General features: G+C 70.6%; 15 protein-coding genes. 6 read left to right on the plus strand and 9 right to left on the minus strand.

The window, feature by feature from the left end:
• The first annotated feature begins 92 nt into the window (after window positions 1-92).
• The 3 genes from ABD978_RS05275 (at window position 93) to ABD978_RS05285 (ending at window position 2,787) form a co-directional block, all read left to right on the plus strand.
• Entirely contained in the window at window positions 93-1,322 is a 1,230-nt protein-coding gene (locus ABD978_RS05275) for an ROK family transcriptional regulator (RefSeq protein WP_345349157.1), read from the plus strand.
• A 135-nt stretch (window positions 1,323-1,457) separates the two neighbouring features.
• Window positions 1,458-2,162 (plus strand): Clp protease N-terminal domain-containing protein, encoded by a 705-nt coding sequence (locus ABD978_RS05280; protein ID WP_345349160.1) that lies wholly within the window; start codon window positions 1,458-1,460, stop codon window positions 2,160-2,162.
• Window positions 2,163-2,373: 211 nt separating this feature from the next.
• Window positions 2,374-2,787, plus strand: coding sequence for a hypothetical protein (locus ABD978_RS05285; protein WP_345349163.1), 414 nt, complete (start codon window positions 2,374-2,376; stop codon window positions 2,785-2,787).
• Window positions 2,788-2,818: 31 nt separating this feature from the next.
• On the opposite strand, the gene ABD978_RS05290 is transcribed toward ABD978_RS05285, so the two are convergent.
• From ABD978_RS05290 to ABD978_RS05330, 9 genes are all read right to left on the minus strand, one after another.
• Window positions 2,819-3,340 (minus strand): hypothetical protein, encoded by a 522-nt coding sequence (locus tag ABD978_RS05290; RefSeq protein ID WP_345349166.1) that lies wholly within the window; start codon window positions 3,338-3,340, stop codon window positions 2,819-2,821.
• Window positions 3,341-3,412: 72 nt separating this feature from the next.
• A complete protein-coding gene (locus tag ABD978_RS05295; protein ID WP_345349168.1) occupies window positions 3,413-4,153 on the minus strand; it encodes an enoyl-CoA hydratase/isomerase family protein in 741 nt (246 codons plus the stop codon).
• A 4-nt stretch (window positions 4,154-4,157) separates the two neighbouring features.
• The gene (locus ABD978_RS05300) at window positions 4,158-5,651 is read right to left on the minus strand and encodes a 3-hydroxyacyl-CoA dehydrogenase (protein WP_345349171.1); all 1,494 of its coding nucleotides are present in this window, start codon (window positions 5,649-5,651) and stop codon (window positions 4,158-4,160) included.
• 238 nt (window positions 5,652-5,889) lie between these two features.
• The gene (locus tag ABD978_RS05305) at window positions 5,890-6,408 is read right to left on the minus strand and encodes a gamma carbonic anhydrase family protein (RefSeq protein WP_345349174.1); all 519 of its coding nucleotides are present in this window, start codon (window positions 6,406-6,408) and stop codon (window positions 5,890-5,892) included.
• Window positions 6,408-7,268 (minus strand): amidohydrolase family protein, encoded by an 861-nt coding sequence (locus tag ABD978_RS05310; RefSeq protein WP_345349177.1) that lies wholly within the window; start codon window positions 7,266-7,268, stop codon window positions 6,408-6,410. The genes ABD978_RS05305 and ABD978_RS05310 overlap by 1 nt, the downstream gene beginning before the upstream one ends.
• A 100-nt stretch (window positions 7,269-7,368) precedes the next feature.
• Window positions 7,369-8,943, minus strand: coding sequence for a benzoate-CoA ligase family protein (locus ABD978_RS05315; protein ID WP_345349180.1), 1,575 nt, complete (start codon window positions 8,941-8,943; stop codon window positions 7,369-7,371).
• Window positions 8,944-8,962: 19 nt separating this feature from the next.
• Window positions 8,963-10,378 (minus strand): benzoyl-CoA 2,3-epoxidase subunit BoxB, encoded by a 1,416-nt coding sequence (gene boxB / locus ABD978_RS05320; RefSeq protein WP_345349183.1) that lies wholly within the window; start codon window positions 10,376-10,378, stop codon window positions 8,963-8,965.
• 1 nt (window position 10,379) lies between these two features.
• Window positions 10,380-12,104, minus strand: a complete 1,725-nt coding sequence (gene boxC / locus ABD978_RS05325; protein WP_345349186.1) for a 2,3-epoxybenzoyl-CoA dihydrolase — start codon at window positions 12,102-12,104, stop codon at window positions 10,380-10,382.
• A gap of 121 nt (window positions 12,105-12,225) precedes the next feature.
• Complete coding sequence (locus ABD978_RS05330; RefSeq protein ID WP_345349189.1) at window positions 12,226-13,359, minus strand: F420-dependent hydroxymycolic acid dehydrogenase; 1,134 nt, start codon at window positions 13,357-13,359, stop codon at window positions 12,226-12,228.
• 350 nt (window positions 13,360-13,709) lie between these two features.
• On the opposite strand from ABD978_RS05330, the gene ABD978_RS05335 reads away from it, so the two are divergent.
• From ABD978_RS05335 to ABD978_RS05345, 3 genes are all read left to right on the plus strand, one after another.
• Entirely contained in the window at window positions 13,710-14,861 is a 1,152-nt protein-coding gene (locus tag ABD978_RS05335) for a glycosyltransferase family 4 protein (protein WP_345349192.1), read from the plus strand.
• Window positions 14,862-15,089: 228 nt separating this feature from the next.
• Window positions 15,090-15,572 carry a hypothetical protein gene (locus tag ABD978_RS05340; RefSeq protein WP_345349195.1) on the plus strand — a complete coding sequence of 161 codons (483 nt, stop codon included), beginning with the start codon at window positions 15,090-15,092 and terminating at the stop codon, window positions 15,570-15,572.
• A 217-nt stretch (window positions 15,573-15,789) separates the two neighbouring features.
• Window positions 15,790-16,632, plus strand: coding sequence for a hypothetical protein (locus ABD978_RS05345; protein ID WP_345349198.1), 843 nt, complete (start codon window positions 15,790-15,792; stop codon window positions 16,630-16,632).
• The last annotated feature ends 88 nt before the right edge of the window (window positions 16,633-16,720 follow it).

Genomic DNA, 16,720 nt, shown 5'->3' on the forward strand with positions numbered 1-16,720 from the left:
CGAGGGTGTCGCATCGTCAAGACCGTGTAACACCCGGCAGCACGGCTTTTCGATCGCTTGTTATAAGATCTGAACTAATCGGGGAGGTCGGTATGCGGGAGCACGTCACATCGGAACGACGGCGAGGCACGGTGCGGGACCTCCGCCGTGACAATCGGTCGGTCCTGCTCTGGTCGCTGTACTTCGACCAGCCCTGCACGCGCCAGGAGCTCAGCCAGGCGACCGGCCTGTCCCCCGCGTCGGTCAGCAACGTCGTCCGGGAGCTGATCGAGGAGGGCGTCGTCGCCGAGGCCGGGGCCGTCGACTCCGACGGCGGGCGGCCGCGCGTCCTGCTGCGGATGAACCGCGACTACGGCTACGTCATCGGCGTCGACGTCGGCGAGACCCGCGTCCGGGTCGAGCTGTTCGACCTGGCGATGAACGAGCGAGCCAGGGCCGACTATCCGCTCGACCCCCGGGAGCACGGCGTCACGACGATCGTCGAGCGGATCCTGGAGGGTCTGTCCGCCGTGCTCGCCGACGCGGACGTCGACGCCTCGGCGGTGCTCGGGGTGGGCATCGGGGTCCCCGGCGTGGTCGAGCAGGGCGACGAGGTGCTCGTGCACGGCCAGACGTACGGCTGGGACGCCGTCCCCCTGGAGCGCCTGCTGCGGTCCGGGACCGACCTGCCGCTGCACATCGACAACGGTGCCAACACGATGGGCCGCGCCGAGATGTGGTTCGGTGCCGGGCGGGGCGCCCAGCACGCGGTGGTCTGCCTGATCGGCTCGGGCGTCGGCGCGAGCATCATCGCGCACGGCAGGACGCACCGCGGATCCACGTCCAGCGCCGGCGAGTGGGGACACACCACCGTCGTGGTCGGCGGCCGCGGCTGCCGGTGCGGCGCCGCCGGATGCCTGGAGGCGTACGTCGGCGCCGAGGCCGTTCTCGACCGCTACGGCAGGACGCCCGGCCAGGACGAGGAGTCGGCGCTGGCCGCCCTGCTCGACGCGGCCGCCCGCGGCGTGGACGACGCGACGCACGTCCTCGACGAGACCGCGCTCTACCTCGGAGTCGGCCTCGCCGACCTGATCAACCTGTTCAACCCCGAGCGGATCATCCTCGGCGGCTGGGCCGGCCTGCTGCTCGGCGAGCGGCTGCTGCCGGCCATCCGCGACGCGGCGCAGCAGAACTCGCTCAAGCACGCCTTCACCTCGACGTCGATCGAGCTGGGCCGGCTGGGCCCCGAGGCCGTGGCGCTCGGCGCGGCCACCCTCCCCATCGAACTGTTCCTCAACGGCGCCCCGCTCTCCGTGGCGGACCGCCGCCGCTCCGCCGGCTGACCACGGTTCATAACCTGGCAGCTCCTACCGATCAACGCGACGGCGGCAGGGACTCGCGGCCCGTGCCGAGCGCACCCGGAAAACGTGCGTCAATTACAGGTTGACGATTGACGATCGTCAACCTACGGTTGACGCATGAGCCCACTCGACATCAGCCTCGCTGACCTGATCGCCCATCTCGACGAGGACCTCCCCGACGCCAACGACCTGGCTCGCATCAGCGAGGCGCACCTACGTGCCCAGACCCTGTCCGACCTCGCCGACCAGCTCGTCGGCCACTACGTCGGCAAGGCCAAGCAGGCCGGCGCGTCGTGGAGCGAGATCGGCGACGCCATCGGGGTGTCCAAGCAGGCCGCCCAGCAACGCCACGCGCCCGCCGCGTTCGATCGGTTCACCGACCTGAACCGGCACAGCATCGTGCTGGCGCAGGAGGCCGCCCGAACGCACAAGCACGACTTCATCGGCACCGAACACATCCTGCTCGGCCTGCTCGGCGAACCGCGGGGCCTGGCATACGAGGTGCTGATGGCGAAAACCGAGTCGGAGCAACGCATCCGCGACGCGATCGAGGAAGCGATGCCGCCGGCCGGGGAGAAGGCGCTGCGGGGTCACATCGCGTTCCGGCCGGAGAGCAAGGAGGCCATCGAGCAGGCACGCCGCGCGTCGGACGACCTCGGCCACGACTGGGTCGGCACGGAACACACGCTGCTGGGCCTGATCCGCGCCGAGGACAGCCCGGCCGCACAGATCCTGCGCAACCTCGGCTTCACGTCGGACGAGTTGCGCGAGACGGTCAAAACCGAGATCACCAAACGCCTCGCCGCCCGCGACAAGCAGTAACGCAAGAATCAGTCGTGCCGGCAGGCCGGGCCGGCTAGGGGCTTGTCGTGATCCCTGGCCTTCGCTGCCTCCTAGAGGCACCGCATGCCAGGGATCACGGCATCCTGTACCGCGCCGCGCCGCATCATCGCAGTCGCGGCGTATACGCTGAGCGTCTTGATCGTCACCGCAAGAACTCCCGGAGTGCCCCACTCCGGTCCTGGTGGAGCGCATGATCTACGAGTCGGTCGAATATCCGTCCGCATGCGAGGCTTGTGGAGCTGTGACGGAATGCAGCGGCGCACAAGTGTTGCTCGATGACGGGCTGCGCTGGGATGTCGCGAGCAGTTGCCCAGGTTGCGGCCAGGCTTTCATCGCGTGCGGGCGGGCGGACATCCCGGCGGACCTGCGGGACCGACTGCTGACCGAGCATGGTCCAACGCGGCTTGAGATCGTCGATCGGTCCGCCAATTCGGCCTTGCTGATGAAAGCACTACGCGCTGAGCTGGCTGGAGGCCTGCACCAGGCCAAAGAGATGCTGCAGCGAGTCCGGGCCGGGGGTCACACAGGGACCTTGCCCGAAGTCGAGTTGCTGGCCCGCCGTCTGTGTGAGGCGGGGATTCAGGCCAGGGCTGGACGGCCATAGTCCGCCACTCGCTCGGTTCTCCTGCACTAGGTCAGTGCTTTCGTCGTTCCAGGAAGGCCGTCATTCGGGCCTGTTCGTCCTCGCCCTCGAACAGCAGGACCTGGGCCGTGTTGGCGAGTGCGCCGACCGAGGTATGGGCGGGATCGAGCGGGAGCAGGGCGGTCTGACCGTCATAGATGAGCATCCGCACCGGCAAGGTAGGCCTCGTCCGTACCTGCGCACCCCGCTCGACGAGCCACCGAGCATAGGCCAGGCTGCTCGTATCGTTACGGATGCTGTCCAATCCGATCGTGCGGATCGACACACCGCGATCGAGCACCTGCTGATCGACGATCTTTGCCTCCTCGATCAGCGCCGGATCCTGGGCGCCGCCGGGCATCATGCTCGCCACCTCGGTGTCGGCGTGCAGCGCGAGCTGCTCGATCCTTGCCTGTATGGCATCCATGCCGATGAACTGTTCGGCATCGTCGGGGATGCCGGAGCGCGCCCGATCCGAATAGTGCGCGACCATCTGCGTGATCGCGGCCTGGCTCTCTGCGATCTGTTGTTGCATGCGGAGTAGTTCGGCTTGCCGCCGCCGGTCACGCTCGTGCGCATTGGCGGACGGATCCCTACCGAATACGCGCTAGCGCTTTCGCCGGTCCAGGAAGGCCGTCATCCGGGCCTGCTTGTCCTCGCTCTCGAACAGCAGGGCCTGGGCCGCCAGGTCGAAGGTCGTGGTCGCGGGCCGGCTGCTGCGCAGCGCGAGCTTGGTCAGCTCCAGGGCCCGCCAGGAACGCTCGGCGATGGTGGCCGCCAGCGCCCGGCCGCGCTCGGGCAGCTCCTCGCCGTTCTCGGCGACCTCGTCGACCAGGCCCTCGGCGAGAGCCTGGTGGGCGTCGAGCCGCGCTCCGGCGTAGAGCATGCGGCGGGCGGTGGCCAGGCCGACCAGTTGCGGTAGCCGCCAGTTCGCGCCGGCGCCGGCGATGATGCCCAGCGACAGCTCCGGCTGGGCGAACCGCGCGTTGGGCGAGGCGATGCGGAAGTCGCAGGCCAGCGCCAGTTCGCAGCCGCCGCCGAACGCGGGGCCGTCGACGAGCGCGATCGTCGGCCAGCGGTGGGCCTCCAGCCGTTCGAACAGGCCGGCGTTGATGGCCAGCAGCGCCGCGTCGGCGTCGCGCTCGCGCAGCTCGGCGATGTCGGCCCCGGCGGCGAACATGCCGGGCGTGGTGGAGTGCACGATCAGGACGCACGGCTCGCGGCGGGCCTCCTCCAGCACCGCCGCCAGCTCGGTGACCATCTCCTGGTCGAGCGCGTTGTGCTTGGCCGGCCGGTCGAGGCCGACCCACCACAGATGGTCCTCACGGCGGACCTGGACCAGCGTCATGACGTCACTCCCCTCCCGTCAGGGTCGCTCCGGTCAGTGCGCGGCGGCGCAGCAGCGGGGTGCGCCGGTACCGCGGTTCCCCGTAGGACTCCTGGAGGGCGGCCAGGATCTCGTCCACGATCTCGGCGCCCCACCGGTCGCCCCAGGCGAGCGGGCCGAGCGGGTGGCCGGCGCCCAGCCGCATGGCCGTGTCGATGTCGGCGGCGGTGGCGACCCCCTGCTGGAGGGCGTCGACGGCCAGGTTGACCAGCATGGCGACGGTCCGGGTGACGATGAGGCCGGGCGTGTCGTCGACGACGTGCACGACCAGTCCCGCCGCCTGCAGCAGGCCGATCGCCTCGTCCAGGGCCTCCTCGGGACAGCCGTCGCAGGGCGCGACGGCGACCGCGGTGGCGGTGGCGTCGTCCAGCGTACGGTCGACGACGATCACCGTTCGGCCGTGCTCCTCGACCAGTTCGGTGGCCGGGGTGCCGGTGCTGCGGACGAGCAGCGCGCCGCTCGGCAGGACGACCGTGTCGTTCGACAGCGCGCCGACGCGGAAGTCGACCTCGGAGCGGGTCAGCAGCGGATGCAGGTCGGCCGCGCCGTTGAAGGTCACCTCTCCGACCGGCACCGGGCGCGGCGCGGCGGGGGTCGCCTCCGGCGGCGGCGCGTCCGGGCCGTACCCGTAGACGCCCCGCCCGCTCTTGCGGCCGTACCGCCCGGCCTCCACCAGGGCACGCTGCGCCGGGGACGGCGCGAAGCGCGGGTCCTGGCCGAACGCCGTCCACACCGAGCGGGTGACGGCCTCATTGACGTCGTGGCCGATCAGGTCCATCAGCGCGAACGGCCCCATCGGAAAGCCACCGGCCCCGGTCAGCACGGCGTCGATCACCTCGGGGGCGGCGGCGCGCTCCTCGTAGAGCCGCCAGGCCTCGGCGTAGTACGGCCGGGCGATCCGGTTGACGATGAACCCCGGCGTCGCGGCGGCGCGGACGACCGTCTTGCCCCACCGCTCGACCAGGGCGGCCGTCCAGTCGGCGAGCCCCGCCGCGGTGTCGGCGCCGGCGATCAGCTCGACGAGACGCATGCGCGGCACCGGGTTGAAGAAGTGCAGGCCGAGGACCCGGCCGGGGCGCTCCAGACCGGCCGCGATCGCCGTGGGCGACAGGGACGAGGTGTTGCTCGCCAGCACGCACTCCGGGCCGACCGCGCGTTCCAGGTCGGCGAACAGCCGCCGCTTGACCGCCAGGTCCTCGACGATCGCCTCGATCACCAGCCCGGCGGACGCCAGCGCGTCGAGGGAGTCGACGGCGGTCAGGTCCAGGGCGTCGGGATCCGCGTCGATCTTGCCGCGGGTCACCAGGGTCTTCACCCGCTCCCGGATGCCGGACACGGCGCGGTCGGCGGCGCCGGGGACCGTGTCCAGCAGCAGGACCGGGTGTCCGGCCAGGGCGGCGACCTGGGCGATCCCGGTGCCCATGGTCCCCGCGCCCACCACCGCGACGACGTCGTTCATCTCGTTCGCGGCGCGGAAACTCCGGCCTTGAGGCCGGAGAGGAAGCGCCGCTCCCTCCATTCTGCTACGGTGCGTGAGTCCGCGATAGCCAAGCGGATTCGCGGCCGGGCGGGCCGTGACAGCGCGGGGAGCCCTCCAGCCGTTGGGCGGGGCCGTGAACCGCGAACCACTGGCTTCTCCCTCGTGAGAGGCCGGAATCTCCCGCCTTGAGGCGGGAGAGGACGTCAAGGTGTCCCTTTCACCCGATCCGGCGTAGATCCGTACGGTAGCGTGCCGCGTTGTTCTGGTAGAGGTCGACGGCCTCGGCGATCCACTTGTCCAGGCTCGGCGCGGGGCGCTGCCGGGCCGGTACGCCGACGGCGATGTGCCCGGCGGAGACGTGAGTGTCCTCGGTCACCAGCGCGGCGGCGCCGACGGCGGCCCCCGGCTCGATGACGGCGCGGTTCAGGACGATCGACCCGGACCCGATGAGGCAGCCGTCGCCGACCGTGCAGCCTTCCAGGTGGACGTTGTGGCCGACGACGCAGCGGTCGCCGATGAACGTCGGCCACTCCTCGGTGGTGTGCAGCACGGTGCCGTCCTGGATGGACGTCGCCGCTCCGACCTCGATGCGCCCGTAGTCGCCGCGCAGCACCGCGGCGGGCCAGATCGAGGCGCGGGGCCCGATCGTGACCGCGCCGATGACGGTCGCGTCCGGGTGCACGAACGCCTCGGGGTGGATGTCGGGGGTCAGCTCGCCGAGGGCGTAGATCGCCATCAGGTCTCCAGCTTCAGGTTGTAGACGCGGGCCGCGTTGCCGGCCAGCACCAGCGCGGCGGTCTCCTCGTCGGGGCACAGCGCGGCGACCGCCCGGGCGTTCGCGGCGATCCCCGGGACTCCGGGCCAGTCCGTACCGAAGATCATGCGTCGGGTGAGGCGCTTCCAGTTGTGCCTGGCGTAGTAGTCGCGCAGCCGGGACGGGGGCAGTCCGGACAGCTCGATCCACACGCGCTCGTTCGACAGGGCCATGAAGGCGGCCGCGTCGTACCACCATCCCCGCCCGCCGTGCGCGAGCGCGACGTTCAGCCGCCGGAAGTCCCGCAGCACGTCGTCCAGCAGGACCGGGTCGGCGAAGCGGTTGGTCGAGCCGGGGAACGTGCTGGTGCCGCAGTGCACGATCAGGGGGATCCCGGCCGCCTGGCACACCTCGTACGCCGGGTACAGGGCGCGGTCGTTGGCCGCGACGCCCGCGTGGACGGGATGCAGCTTGCACGCGACCGCGCCGAGGTCGAGCTGGCGCCGCAGCTCCTCGTCGATCGGGTAGTGCAGGTGCGGGTTGATGTTGGCGACCAGCTTGATCCGCGCCGGGTCGTACCCGGTCAGCGGGAGCATGTCCTCGACCGGCTGGTACCCGGTCGCCTTCGGGCTGTACTCCGCGAACACGAGCGCGACGTCGACGCCCTCCTCGGCCAGGTACGCGGCGAACCGGGCGGGGTCGAGCGTCCCGGAGGCGTCGTAGACCCGGTCGAGGACCTCCCGGTCGCCGAAGTCGTGCGCCCACTGCCGCCACGCGGGCTTGAGCGTGGGCAGCCGGGCGGCGTGCAGGTGGACGTCGATCAGCGGCATGCCGTCGAGCATCAGACCGCCTCGTACGCGGCGATGAGGTGAACGCGGTTCGGACGCACCCTTCCATCCTGGCGGATCGCCATCCGCGTGACGAACCGGGCGGCGTTGTGAATCACGACAACGCGACCTCTTCCTGAGGGCCGGACAGCACACCGGTGGCGTGCGCGCGCAGCTCCACCCGCCGTACCTTGCCGGTCGGGGTGGTCGGCAGCGCGTCGACGAACAGCACCCGGCGGGGTCGCTTGAACGACGGCAGCCCCGCCCGGCAGAACTCGACGAGGTCCGCCTCCGTCGCCTCGACGCCGGTCCCGGTCACGACGTAGGCGACCGGCTTCTCGAGGCCGTCGGTGTCGATGCCCGCCACCACCACGGCCTGGGCGACCGCCGGATGCGCCAGCAGCCGCGTTTCGACCTCGGCCGGTGACACCCACATTCCGCTGGCCTTCAGCATGTCGCCGGTCCGGCCCTGGCATACGTAGTAGCCGTCGGCGTCCCGCACGTACGTGTCGCCGGTGCACAGCCACTCCCCCTGGAACACCTGGCGGGACGCCGCGTACCGGGACCAGTATCCGGTCGCCGTCGACTCGCCGCGGACGTACAGGGTGCCGGGCGTTCCCGGGGCGACCTCGCGCCCCTCCTCGTCGAGGATGCGCAGGTCGTAGCCGGGCACCGCGCGGCCGGTCGTGCCGGGCCGTACGGCGCCCTCCGTGTTGGACAGGAAGATGTGCAGCATCTCGGTCATGCCGATGCCGTCGAGGATGTCGACGCCGAAGTGCTCGGTCCACCGGTGGTACAGCGCGGCGGGCAGCGGTTCACCCGCCGAGGCCGACAGGCGTACTCCCCCGAGCGCCGCGCGCGGCAGTTCGGCGCGGAGCATGTTGGCGAAGAACGTCGGACCGGCGAAGAACAGCGTCGCGCCGAACATACGGGCGCGTTCGGCCAGCAGGTCCGGCCGGGACGGCGTGGGTTCCAGGATCGCGGCGGCGCCGGCCCACAGGGGGAACAGCAGCGAGTTGCTCAGGCCGTAGGCGAAGAACGCCTTGGCCGCCGACAGGCAGCGGTCGCCGGGACGGATGCCGAGGACCTGGGCGCCGTACGTCTCGCAGACGACCCGGACCGAGGCGTGGCGGTGCATCGCGGCCTTGGGCGTGCCGGTGGTGCCGGACGTGTAGAGCCAGAACGCCGGGGAGTCGGCGGTCGTGGCGGGCCGCTCCCCGTCCGGCTCCGCGCCGACCAGGTCCGCCAGCGCGTGCACCGGCACCGGGGCGGTGATCGCGGCGCCGTCCGCGGCGACGACGCCGGCCAGTTCGGGCGCCGCGGCGGCGGCCTCGGCCGCGACCGCGGTGAACTCCGGCGTCACCGCGAGCAGGCGCGCCCGCGAGTCGCGCAGCAGCTCGGCCAGCCCGTCGGCGTGCAGCATCGTCGAGACCGGGACCGGGATGGCGCCGATCCGCAGGGCCGCGAGGAAGACCGTGACGAAGTCCGGTGAGTCGGCCATGAACATCAGCACCCGCTGCTCGGGCAGCAGGCCGATCGCGCGCAGTCCGGCGGCGGTGCGCCGGACGCGCTCGTGCAGCCGGGCGTAGGTGAGGTCCCCGCCGGCGCCGGTCAGCGCCAGACGGTCGCCGTCGCCCCGTTCCAGGTGGCGGTCGAGCAGGTAGAGGCAGGCGTTGAAGGGTTCGCTCATGAGCTGCCGTCCGGGGGGTTCAGGCGAGGTGGACGTAGTCGTAGTCGAAGGGCTTGCCGTTGATCCCCTGGCGGGGTGGAGCGATCCACGCGGCGATCTTGCCGCGCTCGTGGACCGGACGCATGAGCGACCGGACGTAGGCCTTGTCGACGTCGGTGGGCAGCCACTCGCCCAGGCGCCGGTCCCACTCATCCTGGGAGATGACCTCGCCGTCCGGGGTGACCTGGATGCCGGCGAACGCGCCGACCTGCCGGTTGAAGGCGACGCTCGGCAGGCGCAGCCGCTGCGGCAGGCCGGCCTCCTCCAGGATGCGGTTCCACCGGTTGACGCCGCTCTGGCAGTCGGCGATGTACTCCCGCCGCAGGTCGGTGTTGAGGCCCACCAGCGCGGCGACCTCGGTCTGCCCGACCCGGCCGTCGACGACCGCGTCGACCATGATCGAGTCGTCGGTGAGCCGGTGGTCGTCCTTGCGGCGCTCCTCCGACCAGCGGCCCTTGATCCCGGCGGTGAAGTAGTTCGCGACGTTGGTGGAGGTCTCGGAGCCGAACAGGTCCAGCGACACGGAGTAGTGGAAGTTGAGGTACTTCTGGATCACGCGCAGCGGGATGCCGCCGTGCCCGACGACGTCGTCGGTGTCGTGCTCCCGCATCAGCTCCACGGTCCGCAGCACCACCCGGTCGATGCCGGTGGTGCCCACGAACATGTGGTGCGCCTCCTCCTTCAGCATGAACTCGCACGTCCGCGACAGCGGGTCGAACCCGCTCTCCTTGAGCGTGCCGAGCTGGTACTTGCCGTCCCGGTCGGTGAAGTAGGTGAACATGAAGAAGGACAGCCAGTCCGGCGTCTCCTCGTTGAACGCCCCCAGGATGCGTGGGGAGTCCTCGCTGCCGGAGTTGCGGTGCAGCAGTTCCTCGGCCTCCTCCCGGCCCTCCCGGCCGAAGTAGGCGTGCAGGAGGTACACCATCGCCCAGAGGTGGCGGCCCTCCTCGACGTTCACCTGGAACAGGTTCCGCAGGTCGTACAGGCTCGGCGCGGTCGCCCCGAGGTTGCGCTGCTGTTCGACGGAGGCGGGCTCGGTGTCGCCCTGGATGACGATGAGGCGCTGCAGTTCCGCGCGGTACTCGCCGGGGACCTTCTGCCAGGCCGGCTCGCCCTTGTGCTCGCCGAACGGGATGCGCCGGTCCTTGCGCGGCTCGGCCAGGAAGATGCCCCAGCGGTAGTCGCGCATCGCGACGTGGCCGAAGTGCGCCCACCCTTCGCGGCCCACGTTGACCGCGGTGCGCAGGTAGACGTCCTCGGTGGGCAGGGTCGGGCCCATCGACTCCCACCAGGACAGGAAGTTCGGCTGCCAGGACTCCAGGGCCCGCTGCAGGCGGCGATCCTCACGCAGGTCGACGTTGTTGGGGATCTTCTCGCCGTAGTCGGCGGTCGTCATGTCAGACTCGCTTCTGGTCGAAGTGGGCGCGCCGTCCGGTGCCGAACCTGCGCAGCGCGCCGTCCGGCCCGGAGGCGTTGGGGCGGTAGAAGATCCAGTTCTGCCAGGCGGACAACCTGCCGAAGATCTTGGTCTCCATCGTCTCAGGACCGGCGAAGCGGTAGTTCGCCTCCAGCCCGGTCAGCGCGTCCGGGCTGAATCCGGCCCGCTCCTCGACCGCGATGCGGACCTCCTCGTCCCAGTCGATGTCGTCGGGGATGAAGGTGACCAGGCCGAGCCGCTCGGCGTCCTCGGCCGGCAGCGCCTTGCCCTCGGCGGCCTCGGCGGCGGCGAGCGCGTCCGCGTCGCCGTGGAAGCGGGTCGCGAGGCGGCTGAGGCCGTTGCCCATCGGCAACGGGCCCAGGTTCATCCGGCCGACGGTGATGGTGGCCGGCTCGGCGTCGGGGTCGACGTCCTCGAACACGCCCGCGAGCTGGAAGGACCGGTCGGCGGCCAGCGCGAGCTCCAGCAGCGAGCCGGCGAAGCAGCTCCCGGGCTCGATGAGCGCGATGAGGCTGCGGCTGGTGACGTCGAGGCGCTTCAGCGTGCGCTTCAGGTAGAGGACGATCTCGCGGACCAGCCAGTCGCCGGAGCGTTCCAGCAGCAGCGCGTCGTACGCCAGCACCCGGGCCGCGTCGCCCTTCGTGCGGAACACCCAGGTGCCCAGCTCGATCTCGTTCGTGCGCAGGTCCAGGATCAGGTCGTCCAGCTCGCGGGTGAGGGCGAGCGGCCAGAAGTCCGTGCCCTGGGCATGGACGCCGGCGGCGTCGGCCGGCGGGTCGCCGTCCGGGCCGAGGACGGTGACCTCCACGACGCCGCGGTCCCGGTCGAGGGCGGCGCTGACGTACCGGTAGCCGATGTGGTCGTCGGTACGGGTCTTGGCCAGGGCGGTCAGCTCGATCCCGCCGGCGTTGGCGGGCCGGTCCGAGCGCTCGGCGAGGGCGGCGGCGCGCTCGGCGACCGTACGGTCCCAGGCGGTGCGCGGCACGGCCTCGTCGACGAGGCGCCACTGCACCGCCTTCCGGCCGCCGATGCCCTCGGTCTTGGTGGAGAAGTAGTCGGCGAGGTCGCGCCGCACGTGCCGCTTGTCGACCACGCGGGTGAGCCCGCCGGTGCCGGGCAGGACGCCGAGCAGCGGCAGCTCGGGCAGCGACACCGTCGAGGAGCGGTCGTCGACCAGCATGATGTGGTCGCAGGCCAGGGCGATCTCGTAGCCGCCGCCGGAGGCGGTGCCGTTCAGCGCCGCGAGGTAGGTCTGGCCGGAGTTGGCGCTCGCGTCCTCGATGCCGTTACGGGTCTCGTTGGTGAACTTACAGAAGTTGACCTTCCAGGAGTGGGAGGAGGAGGCCAGCATGCGGATGTTGGCGCCCGCGCAGAACACCTTGTCCTTGCCGCCCGTGACGACGACGGTACGGACCTCGGGGTGCTCGAACCGCAGCCGCTGCACCGCGTCGTACAGCTCGATGTCCACGCCCAGGTCGTAGGAGTTGAGCTTCAGCTCGTAGCCCGGCGCCAGGCCGCCCTGCTCGTCCACGTCCATCGTCAGCGTGGCGACGGGCCCGTCGAGGCTCAGCCGCCAATGTCGATAGTGCGGCGGGGCGGTCCGGAAGTCGACTCTCTCGGGCCGAACAGGTTCCTCGGCCGCCGCGTTCGGCTGGGCGGTGGGCTCGCCGGCCAAGCTGCTCATCAGGAGATCCTCCCGTCGATCCAGATGAGGCAACACTCTACGGATTCATCGATGACCGTCAAGAGTTCGTAGAATATTGCCCCGCCGCGCCCCGATGGCCGGCCCGCCCGGGTGGACGCGCTCAGCGACGAAGGTGGGGCAGGACCTCGCGGCCGTAGAAGTCGATCACACGCGGCTGGTCCGCCTGGCCGGAATGGACGAACGGCGTGACGCCCGCGTCCAGGAGCCGCTGCAGCGCCGTGATGTGCACCTGCGGGTCGGTGCCGCGCGGCCAGGCGGCGTACACCTTCTCCAGCGGCCAGCGCTGTTCGGCGATGCGCTGGATGGTCACCGGATTCGGCTGGTACAGCAGGTCGCCGAACCCGTGGACGGTGAACCGCCACTTCTCCGCGGCCTCGTCGGCCTCCGCCCGGCCGCCCACCACGACCCACGTCTCGGCGAACTTCGGCATGCCGTCGGGATCCCTGCCCGCGGCACGGGCCCCGCGGGCGAAGGCGTCGCGCAGCCGCGGGTCGGTCAGATCCTTGACACCGCCGATCCAGCCGTCGCCGTGCCGCCCCGCCAGGTAGGCGCTCTTCGGCCCGCTGGCCGCGACGTAGATCGGGACCGGCCGCGCCGGCACGTCGTACAGCCTGGCCTGGTCGGTCCGGTAGAACCGGCCGTGGAACGTCACCCGCTCCCCCGTCCAGAGGCGGCGGATCAGCTCGATGGCCTCGATCAGCCGATCGTGCCGTTCGGGATACCGGTCGAAGCGCCCGGTGGCGGCCAGCTCGTTGAGCGCCTCACCGGCGCCGACGCCAAGGAAGACCCGGCCCGGATACAGCACTCCCAGCGAGGCGAACGCCTGCGCCACCACGGACGGGTGGTACCGGTAGAGCGGGCAGGTGACGCCGGTGCCGTACGTCAGGTGCGACGTGTGCTCGCCGATCAGCGCCAACGACAGCCAGGGGAACATCGCGTGGCCCTCATTGTCCTGCCACGGCTGGAAGTGGTCGCTCGTCCAGGCGTAACCGAACCCGGCCCGGTCCGCCAGCTCGGCGAACCGGACGATGTCCGGCGTCCGGAACTGCTCATGCCCGAGCGCGATCCCGACCGGGGCCACCGGCCGCCCGCCGGGCCCCGTCGGCACCGGCCCGGCCGCGCGCCGCACGCCCGCGGCGCACAGCGCCGCGGCCCCGAGCATCGAGAACCGCCGTCTCGACAGGCCGTCACCGGGCTCGTCCTCCGGCCACCGGCCGTACTCGTGTCCGCCCATCGCCAGATCCCCCCACGCCTAACGACAGATAACCCCTTATCCGGCGAATACCCACAAAAGTGGTCATGGTCCGCCCGCGGGCGGTCAGACCGCCCGCGAAGTGAGACCACACGCCTACATCCCGAGGATGACGTCCGGCGATGTCAGCCAGACGCGGTACGAAGATCACGACTGTGGATCGACGTCAGGGACCGGTCCGCACCCTTAGCGTCGCACCAGCCACGGCACCGCGTGCGGAGCAGGCCGGGCGGCCCGGGAGATCACGGCTCACGTTCGGCCGGCTCCACAGGCGGTCGCGGCCGCGCACGCGGCCACTCCGCCTCCCCGACGCCGAAGGAACGAACGCGCCCATGGGTTCCACCCTCATCGTCACCAACGACTTCCCGCCTCGGCAGGGCGGGATCGAGACCTTCGTGCACGCGATGGCCACACGCCTGCCGGACGACGTCGTCGTCTACACCTCCCACGAGGACGGCGACACCGCCTTCGACGCGGCCCTTCCGTTCCCCGTCGTCCGCGACCGGAGCCGCACGCTGCTGCCGACCCGCAGGGTCGCCCGGAAGGCGGTCGAGCTCGCCCGGACCCACGGCTGTGACCGGGTGTGGTTCGGGGCCGCGGCGCCGCTCGCCCTGATGGCCCCGGCGCTGCGCCGCGGCGGTGTGGAGCGCATCGTGGCCACCACGCACGGCCACGAGATCTGGTGGGCCAAGGTGCCCGGCACCCGCCGGCTGATGCGGCGGATCGGCGACGGCGTGGACGTCGTCACCTACCTCGGCCCGTACACGCGCAGCCGGATCGAGCCGGCCCTGGGCCCGAGCCCGCGGCTCAGCCGGCTCGTCCCCGGCGTCGACGCCGACGTGTTCCGGCCCGATGCGGCCGCCGCCGAGCGGGTACGCGCCGATCTTCGTCTGTACGGCAGGCCGGTGATCCTCTGCGTCGCCCGGCTGGTGTCGCGCAAGGGGGTGGACATGCTGATACGCGCGCTTCCGCTGGTCCGGCGCCAGGTCCCGGAGGCGGCACTGCTCGTCGTCGGCGACGGGCCGGACCAGGATCGGCTGCGCAGCCTGGCGCGACGGCACGCCGACGGCTCGGTGTACTTCGCCGGCGGCACGCCGCACGCCGCGACACCGCCCTACTACGCCGCCGCGGACGTCTTCGCGATGCCGTGCCGCACCCGTCTGGGCGGCCTGGAGGCCGAGGGGCTCGGGATCGTCTTCCTCGAGGCGGCCGCGAGCGGCCTGCCGGTGATCGCGGGTGACTCGGGCGGCGCGCCGGACGCGGTGCTCGACGGCCGGACCGGCAGGCTGGTGGACCCGACCGAGACGGCCGCGATCGCCGAAGCCCTGACGACCACGCTGCTCGACCCCGAGCGCGCCGCCATGGGCGCCGCGGGCCGCGAATGGGTCCGGCAGGCGTGGTCGTGGAACACATCGGCCCGCCACCTGGCCGAACTCCTAACGCCCGATCACAACCGGGCCACCACGATTTCCGACGGCGTCTGACGCACTCGCGCAACCGTCTGACGTCCTCGCGAATTTCGGCTAGCCGAAATGGCGATAACACCCTGCTGCCGACCGTTACAGAGAGATGCTCAATGACCAGGAAGGACAGAGCGGCCGCAGGAAGCAGCGCCCGAAAACAATGTTGACATCAAGATCTTTACATGTCACGATCTGCGATCGCATGGTCCTCACCTAGGAGATTACGGAGCGAGAGGAACGAACACTTTTATGGCGTTGCCAAAATTCAAGCACGCGGTCCTGGTACGACTGGCGGGTGTGGCACTGGCAGGCACGGCAGGGCTTATGGCCTTTACTGGCCTAACAGCCACTCCGGCGCACGCGCAGGGATGGAATGTCACCGGCCCTCACAATGCTCAATGCAAGGGCGCCGGGCTTTACTGCCTCTACTACCATCAAGACGTTTGGTATTCGAACAATGCGGAGTGGAGTTTTAACAACTATACGCCCGACCTCGGCAGCTGGAAGTTCGATCTCTGTTCCGGGGGCGGTAGCGGCAGCTGCGAGGGATGGAATACATACATACGCAACAACGCCGCATCGATGTCCGCCGTAGGCTGCGCCGGCATGACCGTCTGGTACTCCCCGAACTACACGGGGAATTTCAACTGGATCGAGGGCGGTTCATGGGGGAACCTCAATAGCTACCTGGTGAATAATGAGGCGTCCACCTCCAAGGGTAACCTGTGCTGACCGATCACTGACGCCATAACCCTCACCTGCAATCGCAAAGGAACTCTTCACCGACATGTCGCGACGTTTGGTGCTAATCGCCGGGGCCGGGGTCACCGCCGCCGCCGCAGCCGTAGTCGTCAGTGGTGGCGTATCAGGATCGGCGACTCCCGCCTCTGTGGACGCCTCCAGAGCCTCCGCAACAACGGTCTACACGCCCTCCGTCCATGCCGCCGCGATGCCTCTGGACGCCTATCAGCTCAGCGCCGCGCAGGAGGCGCAGAAGGTCAACCTCAGTGTCCTCATGGACCGCGCTTGCATGAGGTCGTTCGGGCTGTCCTACCTCCCGCACTACACCGACCGCGCAAAGATCATCACGGCGACATTCGCCGTCTACAACAGCCGCCGTTACGGGATCAGTGACCCGGTCGCCGCGAGCAGATTCGGCTACCATCTGCCCTCGCAGCCAACGATCACCAGCTCCTCCGACGACGGCGATCAAGCCGACACCTCACCGACGACGATGTCGCCTGACAAGAGGCGGGTCTTCACCGGCGTGGCGGCGAAGCAGCTGCCGTCGTTGACAGCGAAGACACCGGACTCGGCGGTCTCGCCCGGCACTTACCTCGGCAAGGCCATCCCCGCTGGAGGTTGCAGTGGCCAGACGCACCGGGAACTGAAGGACGACCCGGCGCCCGACGCGGCGAAGGCGAACGAGCTGGCGGCGAGGCTGAACCAGGAGGCGTTCACCAAGACCCTCCACGACCGCAGAGCTCTCACGGCGAGCGCCGCATGGCGGCAGTGCATGACGGCCAAGGGCTACTCCCGTTACGCCACCCCGCTGGCGGCCAGTGCCGGCTTCAACCTCAACGGCCCGGTGACCAAACGGGAGATCAAGACGGCTGTCGCTGACGTCGCCTGTCAGCAGCAAGTGCATTACGTCCAGACGCTCACCACCCTCGAGGCGGGCTACCAGAAGAGCTCGATCGCCCAGCACACCGCCGCCCTCGCCCCCTTGAAGGCGCAGGTTGCCGGGCAGCTCACAGCGCTGAGGAAGGCGCTTCAGGCCAACGGCGGATGACGTGTGCCAGTCGCAGGTGATCGCTTCGGGAGGGCGCTGCCCGTACTGCTCCAGCGCCCTCCCGGTCGCGGCCATTCGGGTTGCGTGG

The sequence above is a fragment of the Actinoallomurus liliacearum genome, from assembly GCF_039542035.1.
GTDB lineage: Bacteria > Actinomycetota > Actinomycetes > Streptosporangiales > Streptosporangiaceae > Actinoallomurus > Actinoallomurus liliacearum.